General features: G+C 58.8%; 20 protein-coding genes and 2 pseudogenes. 3 read left to right on the top strand and 19 right to left on the bottom strand.

Going from position 1 to position 22,060, the window contains the following annotated elements:
* Both ACLTXB_RS06705 and ACLTXB_RS06700 read right to left on the bottom strand, forming a co-directional pair.
* Positions 1-383: pseudogene (locus ACLTXB_RS06705) on the bottom strand (amidohydrolase); the annotation flags it as partial.
* A gap of 43 nt (positions 384-426) precedes the next feature.
* Complete coding sequence (locus ACLTXB_RS06700) at positions 427-1,842, bottom strand: YfcC family protein (RefSeq protein ID WP_428226477.1); 1,416 nt, start codon at positions 1,840-1,842, stop codon at positions 427-429.
* A gap of 149 nt (positions 1,843-1,991) precedes the next feature.
* Here ACLTXB_RS06700 and ACLTXB_RS06695 point away from each other — a divergent pair, with 149 nt between their 5' ends.
* Positions 1,992-2,900: a LysR family transcriptional regulator gene (locus ACLTXB_RS06695; RefSeq protein WP_008981926.1), complete on the top strand. Its 909-nt coding sequence runs from the start codon at positions 1,992-1,994 to the stop codon at positions 2,898-2,900.
* A gap of 50 nt (positions 2,901-2,950) precedes the next feature.
* Here the strand turns inward: ACLTXB_RS06695 and ACLTXB_RS06690 are convergent, their stop codons facing one another.
* The 14 genes and pseudogenes from ACLTXB_RS06690 to ilvD form a co-directional block, all read right to left on the bottom strand.
* Positions 2,951-3,721: a MerR family transcriptional regulator gene (locus tag ACLTXB_RS06690; protein WP_008981927.1), complete on the bottom strand. Its 771-nt coding sequence runs from the start codon at positions 3,719-3,721 to the stop codon at positions 2,951-2,953.
* A gap of 114 nt (positions 3,722-3,835) precedes the next feature.
* Entirely contained in the window at positions 3,836-4,777 is a 942-nt protein-coding gene (locus tag ACLTXB_RS06685) for an ABC transporter permease (protein ID WP_008981928.1), read from the bottom strand.
* 12 nt (positions 4,778-4,789) lie between these two features.
* Positions 4,790-5,827, bottom strand: a complete 1,038-nt coding sequence (locus ACLTXB_RS06680) for an ABC transporter permease (RefSeq protein ID WP_428226476.1) — start codon at positions 5,825-5,827, stop codon at positions 4,790-4,792.
* A complete protein-coding gene (locus ACLTXB_RS06675; protein WP_428226475.1) occupies positions 5,824-7,350 on the bottom strand; it encodes an ABC transporter ATP-binding protein in 1,527 nt (508 codons plus the stop codon). The genes ACLTXB_RS06680 and ACLTXB_RS06675 overlap by 4 nt, the downstream gene beginning before the upstream one ends.
* A gap of 76 nt (positions 7,351-7,426) precedes the next feature.
* The gene (locus ACLTXB_RS06670) at positions 7,427-8,446 is read right to left on the bottom strand and encodes a BMP family ABC transporter substrate-binding protein (protein ID WP_428226474.1); all 1,020 of its coding nucleotides are present in this window, start codon (positions 8,444-8,446) and stop codon (positions 7,427-7,429) included.
* A 47-nt stretch (positions 8,447-8,493) separates the two neighbouring features.
* Positions 8,494-9,888, bottom strand: a complete 1,395-nt coding sequence (locus ACLTXB_RS06665) for an amidohydrolase (protein WP_428226473.1) — start codon at positions 9,886-9,888, stop codon at positions 8,494-8,496.
* A 250-nt stretch (positions 9,889-10,138) separates the two neighbouring features.
* Positions 10,139-11,131 (bottom strand): biotin--[acetyl-CoA-carboxylase] ligase, encoded by a 993-nt coding sequence (locus tag ACLTXB_RS06660; protein ID WP_110441345.1) that lies wholly within the window; start codon positions 11,129-11,131, stop codon positions 10,139-10,141.
* Between the two features lie 109 nt (positions 11,132-11,240).
* Complete coding sequence (hpf, locus tag ACLTXB_RS06655; protein ID WP_008981934.1) at positions 11,241-11,789, bottom strand: ribosome hibernation-promoting factor, HPF/YfiA family; 549 nt, start codon at positions 11,787-11,789, stop codon at positions 11,241-11,243.
* 151 nt (positions 11,790-11,940) lie between these two features.
* Positions 11,941-13,101: an amidohydrolase gene (locus tag ACLTXB_RS06650; RefSeq protein ID WP_040648639.1), complete on the bottom strand. Its 1,161-nt coding sequence runs from the start codon at positions 13,099-13,101 to the stop codon at positions 11,941-11,943.
* Between the two features lie 195 nt (positions 13,102-13,296).
* Positions 13,297-13,764, bottom strand: a complete 468-nt coding sequence (locus ACLTXB_RS06645; protein ID WP_008981936.1) for a S1 RNA-binding domain-containing protein — start codon at positions 13,762-13,764, stop codon at positions 13,297-13,299.
* 89 nt (positions 13,765-13,853) lie between these two features.
* Positions 13,854-14,129, bottom strand: a complete 276-nt coding sequence (locus ACLTXB_RS06640; protein WP_008981937.1) for a septum formation initiator family protein — start codon at positions 14,127-14,129, stop codon at positions 13,854-13,856.
* 238 nt (positions 14,130-14,367) lie between these two features.
* A pseudogene (gene yabQ, locus ACLTXB_RS06635) lies at positions 14,368-14,622 on the bottom strand (spore cortex biosynthesis protein YabQ); the annotation flags it as partial.
* Positions 14,619-14,903 (bottom strand): YabP/YqfC family sporulation protein, encoded by a 285-nt coding sequence (locus tag ACLTXB_RS06630; protein ID WP_428226472.1) that lies wholly within the window; start codon positions 14,901-14,903, stop codon positions 14,619-14,621. The gene ACLTXB_RS06630 and the pseudogene yabQ, both read right to left, overlap by 4 nt.
* A gap of 116 nt (positions 14,904-15,019) precedes the next feature.
* Entirely contained in the window at positions 15,020-16,681 is a 1,662-nt protein-coding gene (gene ilvD, locus ACLTXB_RS06625) for a dihydroxy-acid dehydratase (RefSeq protein ID WP_428226471.1), read from the bottom strand.
* A 117-nt stretch (positions 16,682-16,798) separates the two neighbouring features.
* Here ilvD and ACLTXB_RS06620 point away from each other — a divergent pair, with 117 nt between their 5' ends.
* Positions 16,799-17,476 carry a FadR/GntR family transcriptional regulator gene (locus ACLTXB_RS06620; RefSeq protein WP_428226470.1) on the top strand — a complete coding sequence of 226 codons (678 nt, stop codon included), beginning with the start codon at positions 16,799-16,801 and terminating at the stop codon, positions 17,474-17,476.
* A gap of 139 nt (positions 17,477-17,615) precedes the next feature.
* Positions 17,616-18,542, top strand: coding sequence for a lysostaphin resistance A-like protein (locus tag ACLTXB_RS06615; protein ID WP_428226469.1), 927 nt, complete (start codon positions 17,616-17,618; stop codon positions 18,540-18,542).
* A 57-nt stretch (positions 18,543-18,599) separates the two neighbouring features.
* Here the strand turns inward: ACLTXB_RS06615 and ilvC are convergent, their stop codons facing one another.
* The 3 genes from ilvC to ilvB form a co-directional block, all read right to left on the bottom strand.
* The gene (ilvC, locus tag ACLTXB_RS06610) at positions 18,600-19,619 is read right to left on the bottom strand and encodes a ketol-acid reductoisomerase (RefSeq protein ID WP_428226468.1); all 1,020 of its coding nucleotides are present in this window, start codon (positions 19,617-19,619) and stop codon (positions 18,600-18,602) included.
* A 72-nt stretch (positions 19,620-19,691) separates the two neighbouring features.
* Entirely contained in the window at positions 19,692-20,258 is a 567-nt protein-coding gene (gene ilvN / locus ACLTXB_RS06605; RefSeq protein WP_008981943.1) for an acetolactate synthase small subunit, read from the bottom strand.
* Between the two features lie 12 nt (positions 20,259-20,270).
* Positions 20,271-21,974 (bottom strand): biosynthetic-type acetolactate synthase large subunit, encoded by a 1,704-nt coding sequence (gene ilvB / locus ACLTXB_RS06600; RefSeq protein ID WP_428226467.1) that lies wholly within the window; start codon positions 21,972-21,974, stop codon positions 20,271-20,273.
* Between the last annotated feature and the right edge of the window lie 86 nt (positions 21,975-22,060).

The raw sequence follows: 22,060 nt of genomic DNA, 5'->3' as shown, positions 1-22,060 counted from the left end.
GTCTCCTCCGCCGGAGTGCCGTACACCACCAGCTGGAAGGGATTCTCAAAGCCCTCCTCTTTCCGCGCAATGGCTGTGGCGCAGATGCAGGGGCCCTGCATGTGATGGCCGCAGCCGTGGCCCAGGCCCCGCAGGGCGTCGTATTCGCACAGAAGGCCAATGCGGGGACCGCCATCCCCCTGGCCCCAGGTGGCCCGGAACGCAGTGGGCCAGTTTTCCAGGCCCCGCTCTACCTGAAATCCGTGCTGCTCCAGATAGTCCTCCAGCATCGCAGAGGCGTGATACTCCTCCCCGTCATACTCCGGGTCGTCGTGGATCTGGTCGGCCATGGCAAACAGGGTCTCCTGCTGCTTCTGGATCAATTCATACAGCTTCTCTTTCATCTTCGTCTACCTCACATATTCCTTCCGCAGCGGGAGTTTGTTGTTACATAGGACCGTAGTTCATCAGCTGGGCGATAACTACCAGCACAGCGCCTACCACAAACCACACCAGGAACAGCTTCCACATAAAGCGCATCCAGCGGTCATAGGGCACGTTACCGGCGCTGAGGATGCCCATGAGGGCGGTGGAGGTGGGCAGGATGTAGTTACAGAAACCGTCGCCGAAGTTGAAGCTGAGGATACAGGTCTGACGGGTCACACCCAGCAGATCGCTCAGGGGGATCATAATGGGCATAACGGCAGCAGCCTGGCCGGAACCGGAGGTGAGCACCACATTGATGAGGGTGTTGGCGGCCAGCATACCCACGCCCAGCAGAGCGGCGGGCAGACCGGTCAGAACCTCGGCCATGGCGTGCACGATGGTGTCGGTAATCATACCGGCGCTGAGCACGCTGCCGATGGCACGGGCAAACATGATAATGAAGGAAGCGCCCAGCATCTTCTTGGTGCCCTTCAGGAACTCGGTGCAGATCTTGTTGAGATCAAATCCGGCAATGAGGCCGACCACAACGGAGAGCACCAGGAACACGGCGCTCTGCTCAGCAAAGTCCCAGCCCTTCTCAATGCAACCGTAGACAATGATTACCAGAGCAACAACCAGGGCCACGATGCACAGGGTCTTGCGGGTATCCAGGTGACCAAAGTCATCCAGAGAGCCGCTCTTGAACTCGCTGTTCTGATCCAGGTCATACATGGGGCTCAGCTGAGGATTCTTCTGGATCTTCTTGGCGTAGCGCACCAGCCAGAAGCAGGTAACTACATAGAACACTGCAAAGCACACCCAGCGGTAGCCGATGCCGGAGTAGTTGGGCAGCTCCGCAATTTTCTGGGCCACCAGGGTGGTGCTCACATTCAGAGTACCGGTTGCAAAGCCCACGGCACCGCCCAGCAGGATGATGCCCACGCCTACGATGGAGTCCAATCCTAAGCTTAGGGCCAGCATGACTGTAATGGGTGCAAATCCGATGAAGGTATTTACGCCCTGAGTGGTACAGATCAGAGCAAACACCAGCATCAGCAGGGGGATAAAGACCTCCACCCGATTACTGAAGCGGCGCACGATTACTGCCACCAGCGCCTGGAGCGCTCCCGCGGCAGTGAGCATATAGATGGCGCCGCCGCTGAGCAGGATCAGAGTGATCAGGTCCGCGTTATCCACAAACGCTTCCACGATCATCATGGGGACACTGAGGGGATTGACGCTGACATCCTCTACATACTGGAAGGAGGTGGCGTCTACCACGGTGCTGCCCGATACAGGGTCCTCCACACGGGCATACTCACCGCTGGGGATGATCCAGGTCAGAGCCACGGCAATGGCAATGATGACAAACAGGATCACAAAGGTGTGGGGCATGGTAAAGCTCTTTTTCTTTGCGGAGATCGTTTTCTCTGGCATAGTTTTCCTCTCCTCATTCTTGACTTGGAAGACGTCATGGGGTGTTGACCTCTTCCTGTTGTATTTAGTATAATAAAGTAACATTCAAAAAACAAATTTATTATTTTTATTCTAATCATTGGTTTTTTCAATGTTGTGGAGGTGCCACTATGAATACCCGAGAGCAGGAATATATGCTGGCTCTGGACAAGACCCGCAGCATCACTCGTGCCGCAGAGCAGCTCCATGTTACCCAACCCACGCTGAGCCTGTTTCTGACCAACCTGGAAAAGCGGCTGGGAACCCCTCTCTTCCATCGTCTGGGCAAAAAATTAGTGCCCACTCAGGTGGGAGAGGCCTACCTGCGCCGGGCACAGCAGATTGTGGCGCTGAAGTATGACTTTGAGATGGAAATGAGCGACCTGACCAGCGGGCGGCAAGGTACACTCCATGTGGGCGGACTGCGAAAAGGAAACCTATTTTTGATGCCCCGGCTCATACGCCGCTTTCGTATGGACTATCCGGGAGTGGATGTAATTTTGCACGAAGACACTGCCGAAAATTTAGAACATGCGCTGTGTGCTGGTGAATTGGATCTTATCTACATCAATCAGCCCCCTACCCACAGCGGCCTGCATGTAGAACACGTACGTCAGGACCACATGCTGATGGTACTGCCTGCCGATCATCCCGCTGTCCGGCGCGGCCGCTGGCTGGAGGGCTGTCACTACCCCTACTTGGATCTGCACCATGTGGAACAGGAAGCCTTCTACATGCTGGAAGAGGGCCGCAGCGTGCGCGTGGTAGCAGATGCCGCTCTGCGCTACGCCGGAGTGGAGCCGCGCAAAATCTATCTGGTCAGCAATATTGAGCTGGGGTGCCAGATGGCAGCAGAGGGATTAGGCGTGGCCTTCACCATGGAGAGCTACCGCCGGGAACACAACTATCCCCATCCGGTGAGCTATTTCCGGGTGGGCGATCCCAACTACTATCTCACCTGGAATCTGATTTGGCGTGAGGAGGCCTTCCGCTCCACCTACATGGAGGACTTTATCCATCTGCTCAAACAGTTTGCCTGATCCGATAGTCCTTAGACAAGAAAGACACCCCGCACAGGCGGGGTGTCTTATCAGGGCTCTAAAATTTGAATCTGAAGCTCAGTAATATAGTTATCTACCTTATTTTCCACGAATTGGTCAATGATATTGAAGGTAACAGTCAGGGGACTCAGGTTCAGATCGGCATTCTCCCGACGCATCTGGGCAATATGCTGGGGGATCTCATCGTAGCTGCCCTTATGAAAGGCCACCAGATAGTCTCCCTTTGGAATGGGGAGGGTGGCCTGCGACTCCTCGGGCAGTTCTTCCTCCTCCCCGCCCATATCCGGCCCTACCACATACGCACCAAAATATTTCAGATTTTCCTCGTAGAACGCGATGGTAGGATAGAAATAGAAGGAGTCCTTCATATACAGGATCTCCTCGCTGCCAATGGGGATGTACCGCCGCTCAGGGAAGGGTACCCGACGTACTCCGTCCCAGAAGATGTGCTCCTGCTTTTCCTCCATAAACTGGAGTTTGCGCAGAATGGCCTCGTCAATGCGCATCAGTTCCTGCCACTGGGCACGCAGCGCTGCCGAGCGCTCCCGCAGCAGATCCATGGTATGCACGGGGGAGCGGGAATTGAGGTAGACCCGGACATCCTCCAGCGGATAGCCCAGCTTACGCAGGTAGCGGATGGTGGCCAGCTGATAGACCTGGTCAAACTTATACCTGCGCCGCCCGGTCTCCGGATTTCGAAGCTGGGGGCAGAACAGGCCGATCTTATCATAGTAATGCAGCGTCTGCACGTTCAGGCCAAACATCCGGCCCATCTCGCCCACAGTGAGATATGCTTTCATTTTGCTCCCTCCTGTCGTGCCCCATCATAACATACTTTTTCCTCCCACGTAAAGGGCAGCCCCAAAACGCAAAGATCCCCGCACAGAACATTCTGTGCGGGGATTTCCTTTGTATCAGCGCATGCCCTTGACGTAGGGCTTGCTCAGCCCCTCGGGCTGACTGTTCTTGCCGATGGCGCCCAGCATTGCCGCCAAGGTAATCACATAGGGCAGCATGGCCAGCAGATAGGGAGAGATCTCCACTCCGATGGTCTGCAGGCGAATCTGCAGGGCGTTGGCCGCGCCGAACAGCAGCGCCGCGCCAAACACACCAAAAGAGGTGTACCGGCCCAGAATGACCGTAGCCAAGGCGATATAGCCGCGTCCCGAGAGCATGTTCTCGGTGAACACACCCAGCTGCACCAGCACCAGATAAGCTCCGCCGATTCCGCCCAGCACGCCGTTGAGCACCATGGCGATCCAGCGGTAGCGGTTGACCGGGATACCCGCCGACTCCGCCGCCCGGGGATGCTCACCCACGGCAATGAAATTGAGGCCCCAGTTAGTATTGCGGTAGAAGAAAAAGGCAACCACAATCAGCACATAGAGAAGATATGTGAGGATATCCCGGTTAAAGAAGGCCTCTCCGATCACGGGGATGGCGGACAGTCCGGGAATGGGCAGGGAGGGCAGGGTCTCCACCTGCTGATAGCTCTGCCCGCTGGATACCAGCTTATACAGGAAGCTGGTCACACCCAGCATCAGCATATTCAGCGCCAGGCCGCTCACCGACTGGTCCTTGGCCAGACGGATGGTAAGCAGGCCGTGCAGCAGGCTCACTGCCATACCGCCTAACATACCGCACAGCAGGCCCACAGGGATGCTGTGAAAATACCAGGCGCCGGCAAAGGAGAAGAACGCGCCGGAGAGCATCACGCCCTCCATGCCGATATTCAGGATGCCGGCCCGCTCTGCGATCATTTCGCCCAGGCCGCCATACATCAAGGGCATGGCCAGGCGCACTGCTGCGGACAAAAACGCAGTGAAGAAACCAACCGTCAAAATCTCTTGCAGCATCGTGCTCCCCCCTTACCCTTTCTTTCTCAGGTTATACCAGCGCAGCAGCTCTTTGGCCAGGATCAGAACGACCACCACGCCGATGATAATACTGACGATGGCAGCAGGAACACCCAGCTGCCGCTGCATGGAGCTGGCGCCCACCTCCATGGCGGCGTAGAGAATGGCCACTGCCACCACACCAAGAGGACGGTTGAAGGCAACCAGGGCAATGAGTACGGCGGTATAGCCGCAGTCACCGGAGATGCCCTCCATCAGCTTTTTCTGGATGGCCAGCACCTCGATGCTTCCCGCAATGGCGGCCAGGCCGCCGCTGAGGAAGGCGGAGAAGATGATGCTGCGCACCACCGGCACACCGTTGCAGGCGGCGGCACGCTGGTTGAGCCCCACCGCCTTGAGTTCATAGCCCACGGTGGTCTTTTCCATCAAAAACCAAACCACAGCCGCCAGCACAAAGGCCAGCACAATGCCGGCGTGGAAGCGGGTGGAGGTGATCAGATTGGGAAGCTGGGCCGCCTGGTCGATCTTAGCCGACTGCGGCACATTGCCGGCGGGATCCATCAGGAAGGAGCGCACCGCATAGCCCAGGAAGTTGATGACGATGTAGTTGAGCATGATGGTGACGATGATCTCGGAGATGTTGAAGCGAGTCTTGAACACCGCCGCAATCAGCGCCCAAATGCCGCCGCACACAAAGGCGACCACCATGCACAAGACGATACGCACCACGCCGGGTACCTGAGGCAGGCCCAGGGCCACCAAGGTGGCAGAAATGGCGCCCACGTAGAACTGTCCCTCGGCACCGATGTTGAAAAAGCCGGTGCGGAAGGCCACCGCGCAGCCAAGGCCGGTGAGAATCAGGGGACAGGCTTTGACAAAGATCTCGGCAAAGCTGGCCTTGGTTCCAAAGATTCCTTTGACGAAGAGGCTTGCCGCCTCCACCGGGCTGGCTTTACAGGCCAAAATCAGCAGGGCGCTGATCACCAGGGTAAGTAGGCAGATGGTCAGCACATCCAGCAGGTTCTGTTTCCGGTTGGTAAGCGCGGTCATCTCACCGCCTCCTTTCCTGTGATACCGCCCATGAGAAGGCCGATCTTTTCCACGGTGGCCTCCTGACGGGTAAGCACACCTACGATCCGCCCGCCAAACAGCACGGCGATGCGGTCGCTCAGAGCCATGATCTCCTCCAGGTCGGCGGAGATGAGCAGCACACCCTTTCCGGCATTGCGCTGCTCCACCAGCCGATCCCGGACAAATTCCGTGGCGCCGATGTCCAGGCCGCGGGTGGGCTGGCTGGCTACCACCACCTGAGCCCGGTCATGGATCTCACGGGCCACGATCAGCTTTTGTTGGTTGCCGCCGGAGAGCAGACGCACCGGCGTGGCCTCTCCGGAGGTGCCGGAGGAGCGCACCTGGTAGCGCTGGATCTTTTCCTTGGCTGTCTGGAGCATGGCCTTGCGGTCCAGCAGTCCCTTGTGGGAGAAGGGAGCGCGGCAGTAGTCCCGAAGCATCAGGTTTTCCGTCATGTCCATGTCGGTGACCAAACTATCGTTGAGGCGGTCGTCGGAGATATAAACCACACCCCGCTCATACCGCTGCCGGACATTCTCCCGCTGGATCTCCTGTCCGTCCAGGACCACTCGCCCCTGGGAGGGGTGCTGGATGCCGGTGATGATCTCGGCCAGCTCCTTCTGGCCGTTTCCTTCTACGCCGGCCACACCAAGGATCTCTCCCCGGCGCAGTTCCAGGGTAATATCGTGGAGGGGATGGCCCTTCTTTTTCCGGGGCAGAGAGATGGCCTCCAGAGACAGCAGCGTCTCCTCTCCCGGCGGAGTGTCCACATCGTAGCTCTCATTGAGCTCCCGGCCGATCATGTGCCGGGACAGCTCATCGGGCTGGGTCTCGGCCGTGACCAGCTGGGCCACCTTCTTCCCGTCCCGCAGAATGGTGACCCGGTCGCTGATGGCCATGATCTCACTCATGCGGTGGGTGATGATGATGATGCCGTAGCCCTCCTTCTGCAGCGCCCGGAGCACCTCAAAGAACTGGGCCGTCTCCTGGGGAGTAAGCACGCCGGTGGGCTCGTCCGGGATGAGCAGCTCCACATCCCGGTACAGGGCCTTCAGGATCTCCACCCGCTGCTGCTCGCCCACCGACAGGCTGCCCACCTGGGCATCCGGGTCCACGGTGAGGCCGTACTTCTCCGCCAGAGCGCACACCCGCTGCCGAGCCTGTTTGCGGTCCAGCACAAAGCGGTTGTCCCGCAGATTCAGGATGATGTTGTCCAGCACCGTCATCTTGCGCACCAGGGAGAAGTGCTGCTGCACCATCCCAATGCCCGCGGCAATGGCGTCCTTGGGGGAGGCAAAGCGCACCGGCTCGCCCTTCCACAGGATCTGTCCGCTGTCTGCGCTGTAGATGCCGAAGAGGATATTCATGAGGGTGGTTTTGCCCGCGCCGTTTTCTCCCAGCAGCGCGTGGATCTCGCCCTTTTCCACCATCAGGTCTACATGGTCGTTGGCGTAGACCCCGGAAAAGGCCTTGCAGATCTGTTGCATTTCAAGCAGGGCCATATCGATCTCTCCTATCCCGTACAGCGCCGCAGTACAGGCTGTACCGCGGCGCTGTGGATGTTTATTCAGATAAAATTTACTCTACGGTGTAGTTGGGGGTGATGACCAGCTCGCCGGAGACAATGGCGTCGATGGTGGCCTGAGCCTTGTCAGCGACCTCCTGAGGCACGTTGTCGGAGATCAGAACCTCCACAGCGCCGTCGGCCATACCCAGGTTGTACACGCCGCCCTCGAAGGAGCCGTCAGCCACGGTGCCCAGGGCGATGTCCAGCACCACGTCCAGGTTGTAGATGGCGGAGTCCAGGATGTTCTCAGGAGCCAGAGAGCTCTGGTCATAGGAGTCGCCCTGGCACCAGATATCGGCGGTCACAGCGGCGCTGATGGCACCGTTGCCGCAGGCGTTGGCGCAGTGCTTGATGACGTCGGTGCCGCCCTCGATCATGGCGGAGGCGGACTCCTGAGCCAGCTGGGTATCCACGTAGGAGTTGGTCCAAGCGGTCTTCACATCAATGTCGGGGTTGACGGACTTAGCACCCTCAATGTAGCCGTTGACGATCTTCACCAGGGAGTCGCCCTGGATGGGGCCGATGGCACCGATGGTGCCGGTCTGGCTCATGCTGGCGGCGATGACGCCCTCCACATAGGCGGTCTGCTCACAGGCCATCACATAGGAGGCCACGTTGTCGGCAGAGGCGCTGGCCTCGGTGCAGATAAAGGTAACGTCGGGGTAGGTGGAAGCGACCTCCAGAGCGGGATCGCCGAACTCAAAGCCGTGGCCGATGATCACATCGTAGCCGGCGGCGGCATAGTCAGCAAAAGCAGCGGCAATGTCGGCGGCATTCAGGTTCTCGGTGTAGGCCAGCTCGTAGCCGTACTTGTCGCAGGCGGCCTTGGCGCCGTCATAAGCGGACTGGTTCCAGCCCTGGTCGTTGACCGCGCCGGACATGCACAGGGCCACCTTCAGAGCGCCCTCCTGGGTGCCGCTCTGGCTGTTGGAGCCGGAATTGGAAGCAGAATTGGAGCCGGAACCCCCGCCGCAGGCGACGAGAGACAGGGCCATAGCCATGGCCAGCACAAGAGTGATCAGCTTTTTCATCGTATCTTCTCCTTTTTCAAATCATATCCCATGGAACCAAGCAATGCTCAGCCCAAATTGTGGAAGGCCTCGCAGGGCTCCCGCAGCACCTTGGTGCACACGGCCTCGCCCTCCCGGGCCAATTTCCCTTCGTCCACCCGGGTTAGATGCCCGCCCTGGAAGACCACCTGGCCGTTGACCATGGTCAGCCACACATTTCCGGTGACGCCGGTGCGGGCCAGCAGGTTTCTGGGATCGTGGAGGGTGCCGGTGAGCTCCAGCACCCCGGCGTCCACCATAAACAGGTCGGCACCCTTCTCCGGCTCCAGAGAGCCCAGGTCGTTGCGGCCCAGGGTCTTGGCGCCGTTGACGGTGGCGATCTTCAGCATCTCATAGGGGGAGATGCAGCCGCCCCGCTGCTTGCTGTGCCAGGCCTGCATCATCCAAGCGGTGCGCATGGAGTCCAGCAGGCTGGAGCTGTCGTTGGTGGCCGAGCCGTCGCAGCCCAGGCTGACGCACACGCCCATCTCCTGCATCTGGCCGATGGGGAGGATGGGGAAGCCGCCCAGAATAGCGGGGCCGGGACAGTGGGACACGCCGGTACCCGCCTTGGCCAGCACCTCGTACTCCTTGGGAGTCAGCTCCCAGCCGTGGGCGATCCACACGTCGGGACCCAGGAAGCCGATCTCGCCGCACCAGTCCAGGGTGCGCTTGCCCCAGCGCTCCACCATGATCTCGTTTTCGCCCTCGCCCAGATGGGTGTGCATCCGCACGCCCTTCTCCCGGGCAAAGGTCACGGTTTCGGTAAAGGTCTCAGGGTAGCTGTTGATGGGCTGGCAGGGGGCCATGACGATCTGGGACATGGAGTAGGGCTTGGGATCGTGATAGAGCTTGATGATGCGCTCACAGTCCTTCAGATACTCGTCGGTGGTCTCCAGCATATTGGCGGGAATGGTGCTGCCCTCCTCACGGGGCAGGGTGTTCACGCCGCGGCCTGCGTGGTAACGGATGCCCAGCTGGGAGGCCGCCTCCATCTGCCGGTCCACCGGAGCCTTGCCGGTGGCCTTGGTAAAGCAGTACTGGTGGTCAAAGGCACAGGTGCAGCCGTGCTTGAGCAGGTCGGCCATGGCGGTGAGAGAGGAGTAATAGATCACCTGGTCGTCCACCATCTGGAAGATACGGTAGATCTTGTCCAGCCACTGAGGCACCGTCATGTTGGGATAATCAATGGTTTTGAGGTTTCGTACAAAGGTCTGGAAAAAGTGGTGGTGCGTGTTGATAAGGCCGGGATAGACAAACTTGTCGGTGGCGTCGATTTCCTGATCGTGGGGGTCCGTGAGATTCTTTCCAATCTTAACGATCTTGGGACCCTGGATCAGCATGTCCGAGTCGTAGTACACCCGGTCCTGTCCGTCGCAGGTCACAATGGCCCGTGCGTTGCGGATCAAAATGGTGGATTCCATACTGCTTCCTCCTTACACTCCACTTGCTCTCGTTTTCGATGGACCCATCATAATAGGTATAGTAACTATAGGTTCAAGCCCCAATTTTATCTTTTTTGCAATTTAAGCGAAAGGCACAAAACCTCTTTCCTTTTTTCTGACCTTTTTGCCTGTTTTCGTGGAGTTTTGACAGAAGTCGTTTCCAATTTCCTTCCAAATCGGCGCAAAAAAACCGGACGGCTCTTACAAGCCGTCCGGCAGAGGCTACACTTTAAACATATCCATACATGCCCCGCACCGAAACTTCTCCGGCTGACAGGGCCTCCCGGCTGCCATCGGGATACTCCACCACCAGGCGGAATTCGTCGTCGATGGCCACAGCCTTGGCCTCCCGGCGGGAGACGGGGGTGATGAGCTGCACCTGGTTGCCCGGGGTGAGGCAGTCGGCGCGGTACTTGTCCAAATACTCCTGCTTCCCCTGGGGGAAGGCGGCGTACATCCGGTCCAGGGCACGGATGACCTGGACGGCCAGCTCGGAGCGGCGCACCGGATGCCCCAGCTCCTGGGCCAGAGAGGTGGCCATGGGGCGCACATCTTCACTGAAATCCTCCGGATCGTGGTTGGCGTTGATGCCGATGCCCGGGATCAGGTACTGCAGGGCGTTGCTCTCGCTCTCCAGCCCCATCTCGGTAAGGATGCCGCACACTTTTTTCCCGTTGAGAATGATATCATTGGTCCACTTGATCTGGGGACGCAGACCGCAGGCGGCCTCAATGCCGTCGCACACCGCCACTGCCACCCAGGCGGTAAAGTCGGTCACCTCGGCAGGGGGCAGCTGGGGGCGCAGCAGGGCAGATACATACAGGCCCCGGCCCTTGGGGGACTGGAAGGTCCGTCCCAGCCGTCCCCGGCCGCCGGTCTGCTCCTCACTGATGACCACCAACCCATCCGGCGCTCCTGCCATGGCCTGGCGCTTGCACTCGGTGTTGGTGGAATCTACGGTGTCCAGACACAGCAGCTTCTCACCCACATGGCATCCGGCCAGAGGTCCGGTCAACTCCCCCTCCCGCACCCGGTCGGGCGCGCTGTCCAGCCGATACCCGCGGTTGGGCGCGGACTGAATAGTATATCCCTCCTGGCGCAGGGCCTCAATGGCCTTCCATACCGCCGCGCGGCTGATCCCCAGGGTACGGCTCATGGCCTCCCCGGATACATATTGATTCTCCTGCTGCAGCAGCAGGGAGAGCACCTGTTCCCGGCTCATCCGTTTGTCCTCCAAATTTCTGATTTTCTTTCATTATACCCGCCGCAAGCCCCCGTAGCAAGGGCAAAAAACGCCCGCCCCAAAGTGGGGCGGGCGTTGTAAAGCGATGTCAGGTCTCGTCCTCGATGATTCCGTAGTCCCCGTCGTTGCGGCGGTATACCACAGCGAAGGAGCCGTCGGCGTCCTCATTGCGGAAGGCGAAGAAGCTGTGACCCAGCAGATTCATCTGCAGGATGGCCTCCTCCTGGGTCATGGGCTTAATGGGGAAGGTCTTGGTGCGCACGATGCGGTACTCGCCCTCTTCCGGTCCATCAGGAACGAAAGAAGCCACTTCCGCCTCATCAATGGTCCGCTCAAAGGCACCCTGGCGCAGACGCTTCTCCAGACGGGACTTATTTTTACGGAACTGGCGCTCCAGAGAAGCTACAGCCGCGTCGATGGAAGCACGCATATCAGAGGAGCTTTCAGACACACGGAAGATGGTGCCGCTGGACCGAATGGTGACCTCCACCTGGTTACGGTCCTTCTCGATGCTGAACGTAATTGCGGCGGTGGCATCCTCCTTAAAATAACGGTCGAGCTTACCCACTTTCTTCTCCGCATAGTTGTGGATGTAGTTGGGTATGTTCACCTTTTTGTCTGTAAACACAAACTTCATATCGGTCGCTCCTTTCACCCCCGAAGGGGGATCTGTGTGACAGGGGGAGAGGGTTCTCTCCCTATGTCAGCATTATACCATAGATAAGGAAAAATACCACCGATTTTTATGAAATATTTATGAAATTTTTTCGTGTCGCTTTTACATGGGCTTATTCCTTGATCACCTTACCGTCCATGACCACCAGACGCACCCGGCTGAGCCAGTTGAGGGGGTGGGCGCTGGTGACCACCACGTCGGCGTCCTTGCCGGGGGTGAGGGAACCCACCCGGTCATCAATGCCCGCCAGCTGAGCGGCATTGATGGTGATACAGGCCAGGGCGCCCTCCGGGTCCATGCCGCCCCGGATGGCCATGGCAGCACACAGGGGCAGATACTGGATGGGGGTCTCGGGGTGGTCGGTACACACCGCGGTTTTCACTCCGAACATCCGCAGGATGGCGGGGGTCTCAATAGTCATGTTGGCCAGCTCGGGCTTGGATCGGTCTCCCAGACAGGGTCCGGTGATCACACCGGCCCCCTCCTGAGCCAGCAGTTCGGGGATGAGATGTCCCTCGGTGCCGTGGACAATGACATACTTCAGCCCAAATTCCTTGCAGATCCGGATGCCGGTGGCAATGTCGTCAGCCCGGTGAGCGTGGATCTGGACGGGCAGTTCCCCGTTGATCACCGGCAGCAGCGCCTCCAGCTTGGCGTCATAGTCCGGCTTGTCCTCGTCCTCATCCTGGGCCGCCCGCTCCAGCTTCTCCCGGTACTCCACCGCCTTGGCCAGATTTTCCCGGATCACTGCGGCGGTAGCCATACGGGTGGAGGGGGTCTCGTGGCGCTCGTTATAGGTGAGCTTGGGGTTTTCGCCCAGAGCCATCTTCATGGCGGCAGGGGCTTTCAGCACCATGGCGTCCACCCACTTGCCGTTGGTCTTCAGGGCGGCAAACTGTCCGCTGATGGGATTGGCAGAGCCAGGTCCGGTGAGCACCGTAGTCACGCCCGCCTCCCGGGCCTCCTGGAAGCAGCGGTCCAGAGGATTCACCGCGTCCACCGCCCGGAGGTGAGGGGTACAGGGATCGGTGGCCTCATTGCCGTCGTCCCCTTCGATGCCCACACCGTCGCCGAACATACCCAAATGGCAGTGGGCGTCAATAAAGCCGGGGGTGATGTGGCCGCCGCGGGCGTCAAAGATCCGTCCCTCCCAATCCTTGGGACACTCCTCCATGGGGCCAACCTGGGCGATCTTATCGCCGCGAATGGCTACATATCCTCCGGGGATGGTCAGTCCGTCCATGGTATGGACCGTTCCGTTGATGATCAGCATAGGATTTCCTTTCTCGGGAGGCAGGATTCGACCCCCTTCCCGTTGACTGAAGTGGAATATTATGGTACCTTTTGGTTGCAGCTCACCAATCTGCACATTTCTCCCCCGCACACTGGGCGCCTCCTTCGGGAGGCGCTTTTCTTTTGCGGAAAAAGAAAACCGTGCGGACTTTGGTCCGCACGGTTTGATGTACGATTACCGGCGGCCGCCGCCACGGCGGTTTCCGCCCTTCTTCTCCAGATAGCGCAGCTCAGAGAGTTTGCTGTCGGAAGCCTGCATAAACTGTCTCAGCCGATCCTCAAAGTCCGTGGGCTCCTTGGGGGCGGCGGGACGGGGCACATAGCCCCCGGAACGGGGCGCGTTGGAGCGAGGTCCGCCCTGACGAGGAGGTCTGCCTCCCTGAGCTCCCCCGGCGGCGCGCTGAGGCGGATCATTGACCTTCTTAATGGAGAGATTGATCCGGTTGGCCTGGTCGATGCCGATGACCTTGACCTTGACCTCCTGACCCTCCTTCAGATAATCGCTGACCTCATTGACATAGGAATAGGCGATCTCGGAGATGTGCACCAATCCGGAGCGGCCCTCCGGCAGCGCCACAAACGCACCAAACTTCGTGATTCCCGTTACCTTACCGTCCAAAATGGACCCAACACCAAACTCCATACTGACTGAAATATCCTCCTTGTAAATTTCCCCCTGAAACTGTGCGTCGGCCTGGCGGAAGCCCGCACCTCCGCCCGCACATCAGCGTCTCAGCCGGCTACGTCACTGTACAGGGTCTCCCCCTGCTTGACATAGCCCCGCTCCCGGGCCACCCGCTCCAGAGTTTCGGGGTCATCGCTGTTGTCGATGGCCTCCTGAAGCTCCTGGTTGGCCAGGCGCTGATCCTCTACCTGCTGGCTCACCGTCTGCTGCTGCTCTTTGGTGTTCTGGATCTGTCCACGCAGATCCAGCAGAGAGGTAGCCAGATAGACCAACAGCACCACGATCACTACCTTGGTTAAAATCCCGGTTCGTCTGAGGCGCATGGTCTTCTCCCCCTCTCTCACGTTCCCGCCGGCGGCGGGCCGAGCGCTCCATTTCCTGAGTTATCTGATTTATTCTACCCCATTTTGCCCCAGAAAGGAAGATATTTTTTGCAAGTTTTTTGATTTTTTTCCGGAGCTGATTTAGTGCAATCAACGGGAGAACTAAGATTTTTAGTACAAAAGTGACCAGATCTGCCAAACGGTAGCCCACCCAGAGCACACCGGAACTGAGCAGCCAAAAATAGACGCAGCCTCCGAAGAACAAAAATACCGCTCCATACAGCCGCACCATCCCCCCCCAGGCCCACTGGGACCAAACAAACAAGACCGCTGTCAGCGTGATCCAGAACAGCAGATCCAAAAGCGGACCCAAAAGGGGCACATGGACTCGAACCCGCAGCACCCGGAACAGATCGTACAGCAGTCCGGCGGCCAGTCCCAGTCCGATCGCCTGGACTACCGCCCAGGCCTGGGCCGTCACATCCGCCGTCATCCGCCCAGCAGCCGGGCAAACAGCCCCACCCGCTCCCGGCCTGCGTCCTCATAGGACATGGAGTCCACGGTTCCTTCCACCTTCAGGTCTCCCCCGTCCAGAGACAGCTTTTCAATATGCAGATCCTCTCCCCGCACAACCAAGGTTCCCTTGACCGTGAGCATGACGATGGTATTTTCATCAAAGCTCTCCACTTCCTCCACACCGGAGACGGTAAGCTGTTCCCGTCCCTCCAGAAGAATGTGGTGGGCCACCTGATTGGGCAGTCCACTGTATTCCATACGCGCCACCTCATTTCCTTTCTGCCAGTATACGAAGGGGATGGCACGCTTATGACAGGTCGTCCCAAAGCACAGAAAAGCCCCGCTGTTTCGACAAAACAGCGGGGCTGAAAGGATTACTCCAGAATGGCTCCCTTATCCGCAGAGGAGACCAGCTTGGCATACCGGGCCAGGTAACCAGTCTTGATCTTGGGCTCGGGGCAGACCCACTTGGCCTTCCGGGCAGCCAGGGTGGCCTCGTCTACCTTCAGAGTAATGGTATGGGCGGGAATATCGATGGCGATGAGATCGCCCTCCTCCACCAGGCCGATGGGGCCGCCGGAGGCCGCCTCAGGGGAGACATGGCCGATAGATGCGCCGCGGGTGGCGCCGGAGAAGCGGCCGTCGGTGATGAGGGCCACGTCCTTATCCAGACCCATGCCCGCAATGGCGGAGGTGGGGTTGAGCATCTCACGCATGCCGGGGCCGCCCTTGGGGCCCTCGCAGCGGATGACTACCACGTCACCGGCCACGATCTTACCGGAGTAGATGGCCTGGATGGCATCCTCCTCGGAGTCAAACACCCGGGCGGGACCCTCGTGGACCATCATCTCCGGGGCCACGGCGGACTGCTTCACCACACAGCCGTCAGGAGCCAGGTTGCCCTTGAGGACCGCGATGCCGCCGGTCTTGGAGTAGGGATTCTCAGTGGGACGGATGAGCTCGGGGTTCCGGTTGACCACGCCCTCCAGGTTTTCAGCAATGGTCTTGCCGGTGCAGGTCATCAGGCTGGTATCCAGCAGGCCGGCTTTGGCCAGCTCGGCCATGACCGCGTACACGCCGCCGGCCCGCTCCAGGTCCTCCATGTAGGTATTGCCGGCGGGGGCCAGGTGGCACAGGTTGGGGGTCTTGTCGGAGATCTCATTGGCCATATCGAAGCTGAGCTCGATGCCGCACTCATGGGCGATGGCAGGCAGGTGGAGCATGGTATTGGTGGAGCATCCCAGAGCCATATCGATGGTCTCGGCGTTGTGGAAGGCGGCCTCGGTCATGATATCCCTAGGACGAATGTCCTTCTTCACCAGCTCCATGATCTGCATACCGGCGTGCTTGGCCAGGCGCAGCCGGGCAGACCACACGGCAGGAATGGTACCGTTGCCCCGCAGACCCATGCCAATGGCCTCGGTGAGGCAGTTCATGGAGTTTGCGGTATACATGCCGGAGCAGGAGCCGCAGGTGGGGCAGGCGTTGTTCTCGTACTCCTCCAGACCCGCCTCGTCCAGCTTGCCGGCGTAGTAAGAGCCTACCGCCTCGAACATGTGGCTCAGGCAGGTACGGCGGCCGTCATTCATGGTACCGGCCATCATAGGACCGCCGGAGACGAAGATGGTGGGGATATTCACCCGGGCGGCGGCCATGAGCAGGCCGGGTACGTTCTTGTCGCAGTTGGGGATCATGACCAGTCCGTCAAACTGGTGGGCCATGGCCATGGCCTCGGTGGAGTCGGCGATCAGATCACGGGTGACCAGGGAGTACTTCATGCCCACATGGCCCATGGCGATGCCGTCGCACACGGCGATGGCGGGAAACTCCACGGGGGTGCCGCCGGCGGCCCGGATGCCGGCCTTGACGGCCTCGGCGATCTTGTCCAGGTTCATGTGACCGGGAACGATCTCGTTATAAGAACAGACCACGCCGATGAGGGGCCGCTCCAGCTCCTCCTTGGTGTAGCCCAGGGCGTAGAGCAGGGAACGGTTGGGGGCGGCGGGAGCCCCTTTCTTGATGACGTCAGAGCGCATAATGAAGTACCTCCTCAAAAGCAAAATCAGTTGTCTGATTTCTATTGCATTGTCTGACTATATAGTATAAGATAGGGATACGAATGTCAAGGACCATTTTGGATGCAGGAGGGCCCTATGGAACGAAAAAACCGCTGGCAGCAGGCTGCTGCCGCACTCTATGACCAGATTGTGGCGGAAAAGCGCCTCCAGCCTGGAGATAAGCTGCCCAACGAAGTGGAGCTGTCCCAGGAGCTGGGGGTGAGTCGGGCCACTCTGCGGGAGGCCATCCGCTCCCTGTGTGCCCAGGGTGTGCTGGAGGTACGCCGGGGCAAAGGCACCTTTGTCTCCCCTCAGGTGGAGGAGATCGAGGACTTTGGGTTTGACCGGTTAAATGGCGTAAAGGGCCGCCTGCGTGATCTGTTTGAACTGCGGGCCATCTTTGAGCCTCAGGCCGCCGCCCTGGCCTGCCGTCGGGCCACCCAGGAGGAGCGCGCTGACATCCTGGCCAAGGGGGAAGCGGTGGCCGCCTGCATCCGCTCGGGTGAGGACCGCACCCGGGCCGACCGGGCCTTCCACACCGCCATTGTCCGCTCCACCCACAACGAGTTCATGGTGCGCCTGCTGCCCATCATCAACCAGGCGGTGGAGGAGGCCATCTCTGCCGGAGAACACGCCGAGGAGCTGGCCCAGGTCACTTTGCAGGATCACGCCATGCTCATGGACTTTTTCCGCAAGGGAGACGCCCGGGGAGCGGAGTATGCCATGGCTATCCACATGCGTCACGCCATGGATGAGATGGAGTTAGAGGAGTAATCCTCCAAAAAGGAATATACATGGAACAGGCGCCAAAGAAGGATTTCTTTGGCGCCTGTTTTCATTGACGCAGTAGGTTTATTATGATAAACTTCAATCGAGTGGTAGATTTATTTTTATAAACCCGGAGGTGCGTTCCATGAAACTGCGTCCCATTTCCCAAGTAACCAGCCGCATGGGAGCGGTTCTGCTCCTTTGCATCATCCTGATGGCCGCATGTTCGCCCATCTCCAATTGGATAGAACAAAATGTTTGCTATTTTCTCTCCACGCCCCTGATCTATGCCCTGCGGCTGCTGGCATTTCTCCCGCCTGCACGGCTCCTGCTGGGCCCGCTCCCAAAGAAGCCGAATCCTATGCGTCCATCTGGCACCCCAGAACACTGGATTGCCTGGGCCGTGCTGGGCTATGGCATCTGCCTGCTGATCACAACAGCGGTTCTGTCTGTTGGTCTGGGCGGACCAACCTTCCAAATCCTTACGCAAGATCCTCCGCCGGATTTTCTTCCGAATCTCTGGCTGCTTATCCCCGCCGCGCTTGTGGAAGAATTCATGTTTCGCCGCTTTTACTGCACCTATTTGTCCCCCTACGGCCACACCTTTGCCATCCTTGTCTCCGCCTATCTGTTTGCCTTCTTTCATGGGAATCTTCCCCAGGCACTCTATGCATTTCCCTTTGGTATTCTCACCGGATACCTCTACCTGAAAACTGGAACAATCGCTCTTCCCTTTCTGGTCCATCTGTTGGACAACGTTCTGTTTCAACAGTCCCTGCGCCTGCATGCCCTTCTGCTGGCTTGGACTGGATTGCCCTATGGACAAGGATTCTTCCTTTGCTCCCTGACCCTCATTTTTCTCCCCCTTCTGTATCTGCGCCTGTGCCGCAGGCGGGAGGGTGGACCTTCTCCCCTCTTCCAGATTCGACAGGTTCTGCGCCGCATTAGTGCTCAAAAAGCAGATTACAAGGCCGCCTTTGCTTCCGGCGGGATGCTGCTGGTCCATGCTTGGTTTGCAGTCAGCTGTTTGGTGTCTTTGGGCGCTATGATAGCATTGACCCACGGTTGGTAACGGATAAAAAATGGTCCCCCGGCTTTTGCCGGGGGACCATTTTGGTATGGAACTAAATTAGTTGGAAGCGGTGTCCAAATCCTTGTCGTCGCCCCAGAGCATGTTCTTACGCAGCTCCTCGCCCACGATCTCCATCTGGTGCTTGGCCAGCTGGGCACGCTTGGAGTTGAAGAAGGTACGGCCGTTCTTGTTTTCGGCGATCCACTTGCCGGCAAAGGTGCCGTCCTGGATGTCGGAGAGAACCGCCTTCATGTTCTTCTTGGTCTCCTCGTAAGGCAGAACACGGGGACCGGAGACATACTCACCGAACTCCGCGGTATCGGAGATGGAGTAGTTCATGGCAGCCACGCCGCCCTTGTTGATCAGGTCGATGATCAGCTTCATCTCGTGGATGCACTCGAAGTAAGCGTTCTCCGGCTCATAGCCGGCCTCCACCAGCACCTCAAAGCCGCAGCGCATCAGATCCACCACGCCGCCGCACAGCACGGTCTGCTCGCCGAACAGGTCGGTCTCGGTCTCGTCGTGGAAGGTGGTCTCCATCACGCCGGCCCGGGCGCCGCCGATGCCCGCGATGTAGGCCAGGGCGAGCTTATAGGCGTTGCCGGTGGCGTTCTGCTCCACCGCCACGAGGCAGGGCACGCCCTTGCCGTTGACGTAGGTGGAACGGACGGTGTGGCCGGGGCCCTTGGGGGCCGCCATGAACACGTCCACGCCCTTGGGAGGCACGATCTGCTGATAGCGGATGTTGAAGCCGTGGGCAAAAGCCAGAGCGTTGCCCTCCTCCAGGTTGGGGGCGATGTCACGCTTGTACACGTCAGCCTGGACCTCGTCGTTGATGAGCATCATCACGATGTCGCCCCACTTGGCAGCCTCAGAAATGGACATAACCTTCAGGCCGGCCTCCTCGGCGTTCTTCCAGTTCTTGGAGCCCTCACGCAGACCCACACATACATCGCAGCCGGAATCCTTCAGGTTCAGGGCATGAGCGTGACCCTGGGAACCGTAGCCGATAATAGCGATCTTCTTCCCGTTGAGATAGTTGATGTCACAGTCCTTGGCATAATACATCTTAGCCATGATCGTACACTCCTTTTTATAAATAAAATATATTCCAATTTCAAACAGACCGTCCGGCCTGTGGAATTGACGTTACAGTACGTTTTTGCCGTAGTTATACTCTTCCCGCAGCTTGTTGTCATCATAGATAGAGCTGCGGCCCCGCTCAATGGCCAGGGTGCCCGTCTTCGCCATCTCCAGGATGCCGAAGTCATCCAGCAGGTCAATGAGGGCGCTGGTCTTGTTCTTATCTCCAAAGATAGCCACAGTGAGGGTTTCCCGGCTGACATCAATGATGTTGGCGCGGAAGATGTTGGCCATCTGGATCACCTCGTCCCGGGCGTTGCGGTCTACCGCCTTGACCTTGATCATGGCGAATTCCCGCTGGATGGAGGTCTCCTCGTCCAGGATCTTTACCACCATGACGGGAATCAGCTTGCGGCACTGGGCGGCAATCTGATTGACCATCAGCTCATCCCCCAGGATGACGATGGTAATACGGGTCACCCCGGGCTGGCTGGTCTCGCCGGAGACGATGGACTCGATGTTATAACCCTTGCGGGAGAACAGCCGGGCCACCTGGCTCAGCACACCGGGAATATCCTGGACCAGCAGGGACAGGGTATAGAGCTTCTTTTCGGTATCAAAAGTCTTTTTCATGTCCCCGCCTCCTTACTTAAGCAAAAAGTCGGTGATGTGGGCACCGCCGGCCACCATAGGCCGAACCATCTCGTCCATATCGATCTGGCAGTCGATCACATAGCCGCAGCCGCAGGAGAGGGCCTCCTGAAGAGCGGCCTCCATCTCGGCACGGTTTGTAACCCGCTTGCCCTTCAAGCCATAGGCCTCGGCCAGCTTGACAAAGTCGGGGCCCCGGTCCAGGGTGGTCTGGGAATAATGCTCGTTATAAATGAGGTGCTGCCACTGACGAACCATACCCAGAGTTCCGTTATTGAAGACAACGGTGATAATGGGCAGATTATAGTGCTGCACGGTGGCCAGCTCATGGCAGTTCATACGGAAGCAGCCGTCGCCAGTGGTGTGAACCACTACCTTGTCGAGGTTGCCCATCTTGGCGCCAATCGCTGCTCCCAGGCCAAAGCCCATGGTGCCAAATCCGCCGGAAGTCAGCAGCTGGCCGGGATACTCAAAGTGGAAGTGCTGGATGGACCACATCTGATGCTGGCCCACGTCGGTGGCCACGATGGTATCGTGGGGCACCGCCTTCTGGATGGCGTCCAGGATCTGACCGGGGGTAAGCTTATCGCCGTCTTCCACCGGCTGCTTCTCCCGCAGTGGGAGAATATGCGCCTTCCACTCCGGATGGCTGTACTGGGGCAGACGCTCATTGAGCAGCTCCAGCACCCGCTTGGCGGAACCCACGATGTGGTGGTCGGTAAGCACGTTTTTATCGATCTCAGAGCGGTCAATATCAATATGTACGATCTTGGCCTGGCTGGCGAAGCTCTCCGGCTGGAGAGCCACTCGATCAGAGAACCGGCAACCCACCGCGACGAGCAAGTCGCACTCATTGCAGGCCACGTTGCTGGCCTGAGAGCCGTGCATGCCGATCATACCGGTGGTGAGGGGATGAGCACCGGGGAAGCCGCCGCCGCCCATGACCGTGATGGCCACCGGCGCGTCCAGCTTCTCGGCAAATTCCCGGAACTGTTTGTCCGCCCGGCCTCGAACCACGCCGCCGCCGCAGATGATCAGCGGACGCTCCGCCTGGGCGATCATATCCACCAGCTTGTCGATATCTCCCAGGTCGGGCTCAGGCGCCTTCAGACCGTGGTTCACCGCCAGTTCCCGGATGCTGTTGGTGGAGCGGTTCTTGGTCCAGGGGATGAACTCATAGTCGATCATGGCGTTGAGGAAGGTGACATTCTTCAAAAAGTCGATGAGCACCGGGCCGGGCCGGCCGGTGGCCGCCACGGCAAACGCCTGACGCATCACGTCGGGGATGGTCTGGGGATCCCGGACCAGATAGGTGGCCTTGGTAATGGGCATAGCAATACCGGTGATGTCTACCTCCTGGAAGGAGTCCTTGCCCAGCAGGTTCTCACTGACGTTGCAAGTGATGAACACCACAGGGGAGGAGTCCATGTAGGCGGTAGCGATGCCGGTAGTCAGATTGGTGGCTCCGGGGCCACTGGTGGCAAAGCACACTCCCACCTTTCCGGTGGAGCGGGCGTAGCCGTCGGCAGCATGGGAAGCTCCCTGCTCGTGAGCAGTCAATACATGACGTATTTTATCTTGATAATTATACAGTTCATCATAGAGATTCAGGATGGTTCCGCCGGGATAGCCGAAGACGGTGTCCACCTCCTGCTCCAGCAGGCACTCCATGATGGCCTGAGTGGCTCTGATTTTCATAGATTCAACTCCTAATATACAGGAACGTGTTTTTCTTCTTCAAAGCGGAAGAGGCAAAACAAGGTTTTACACAAAGCTCTTTTGGT

The organism is Flintibacter sp., from assembly GCF_046973065.1.
Note: the sequence above shows the minus strand (reverse complement) of the source record. Positions and strands in the feature narration are given on the sequence as shown.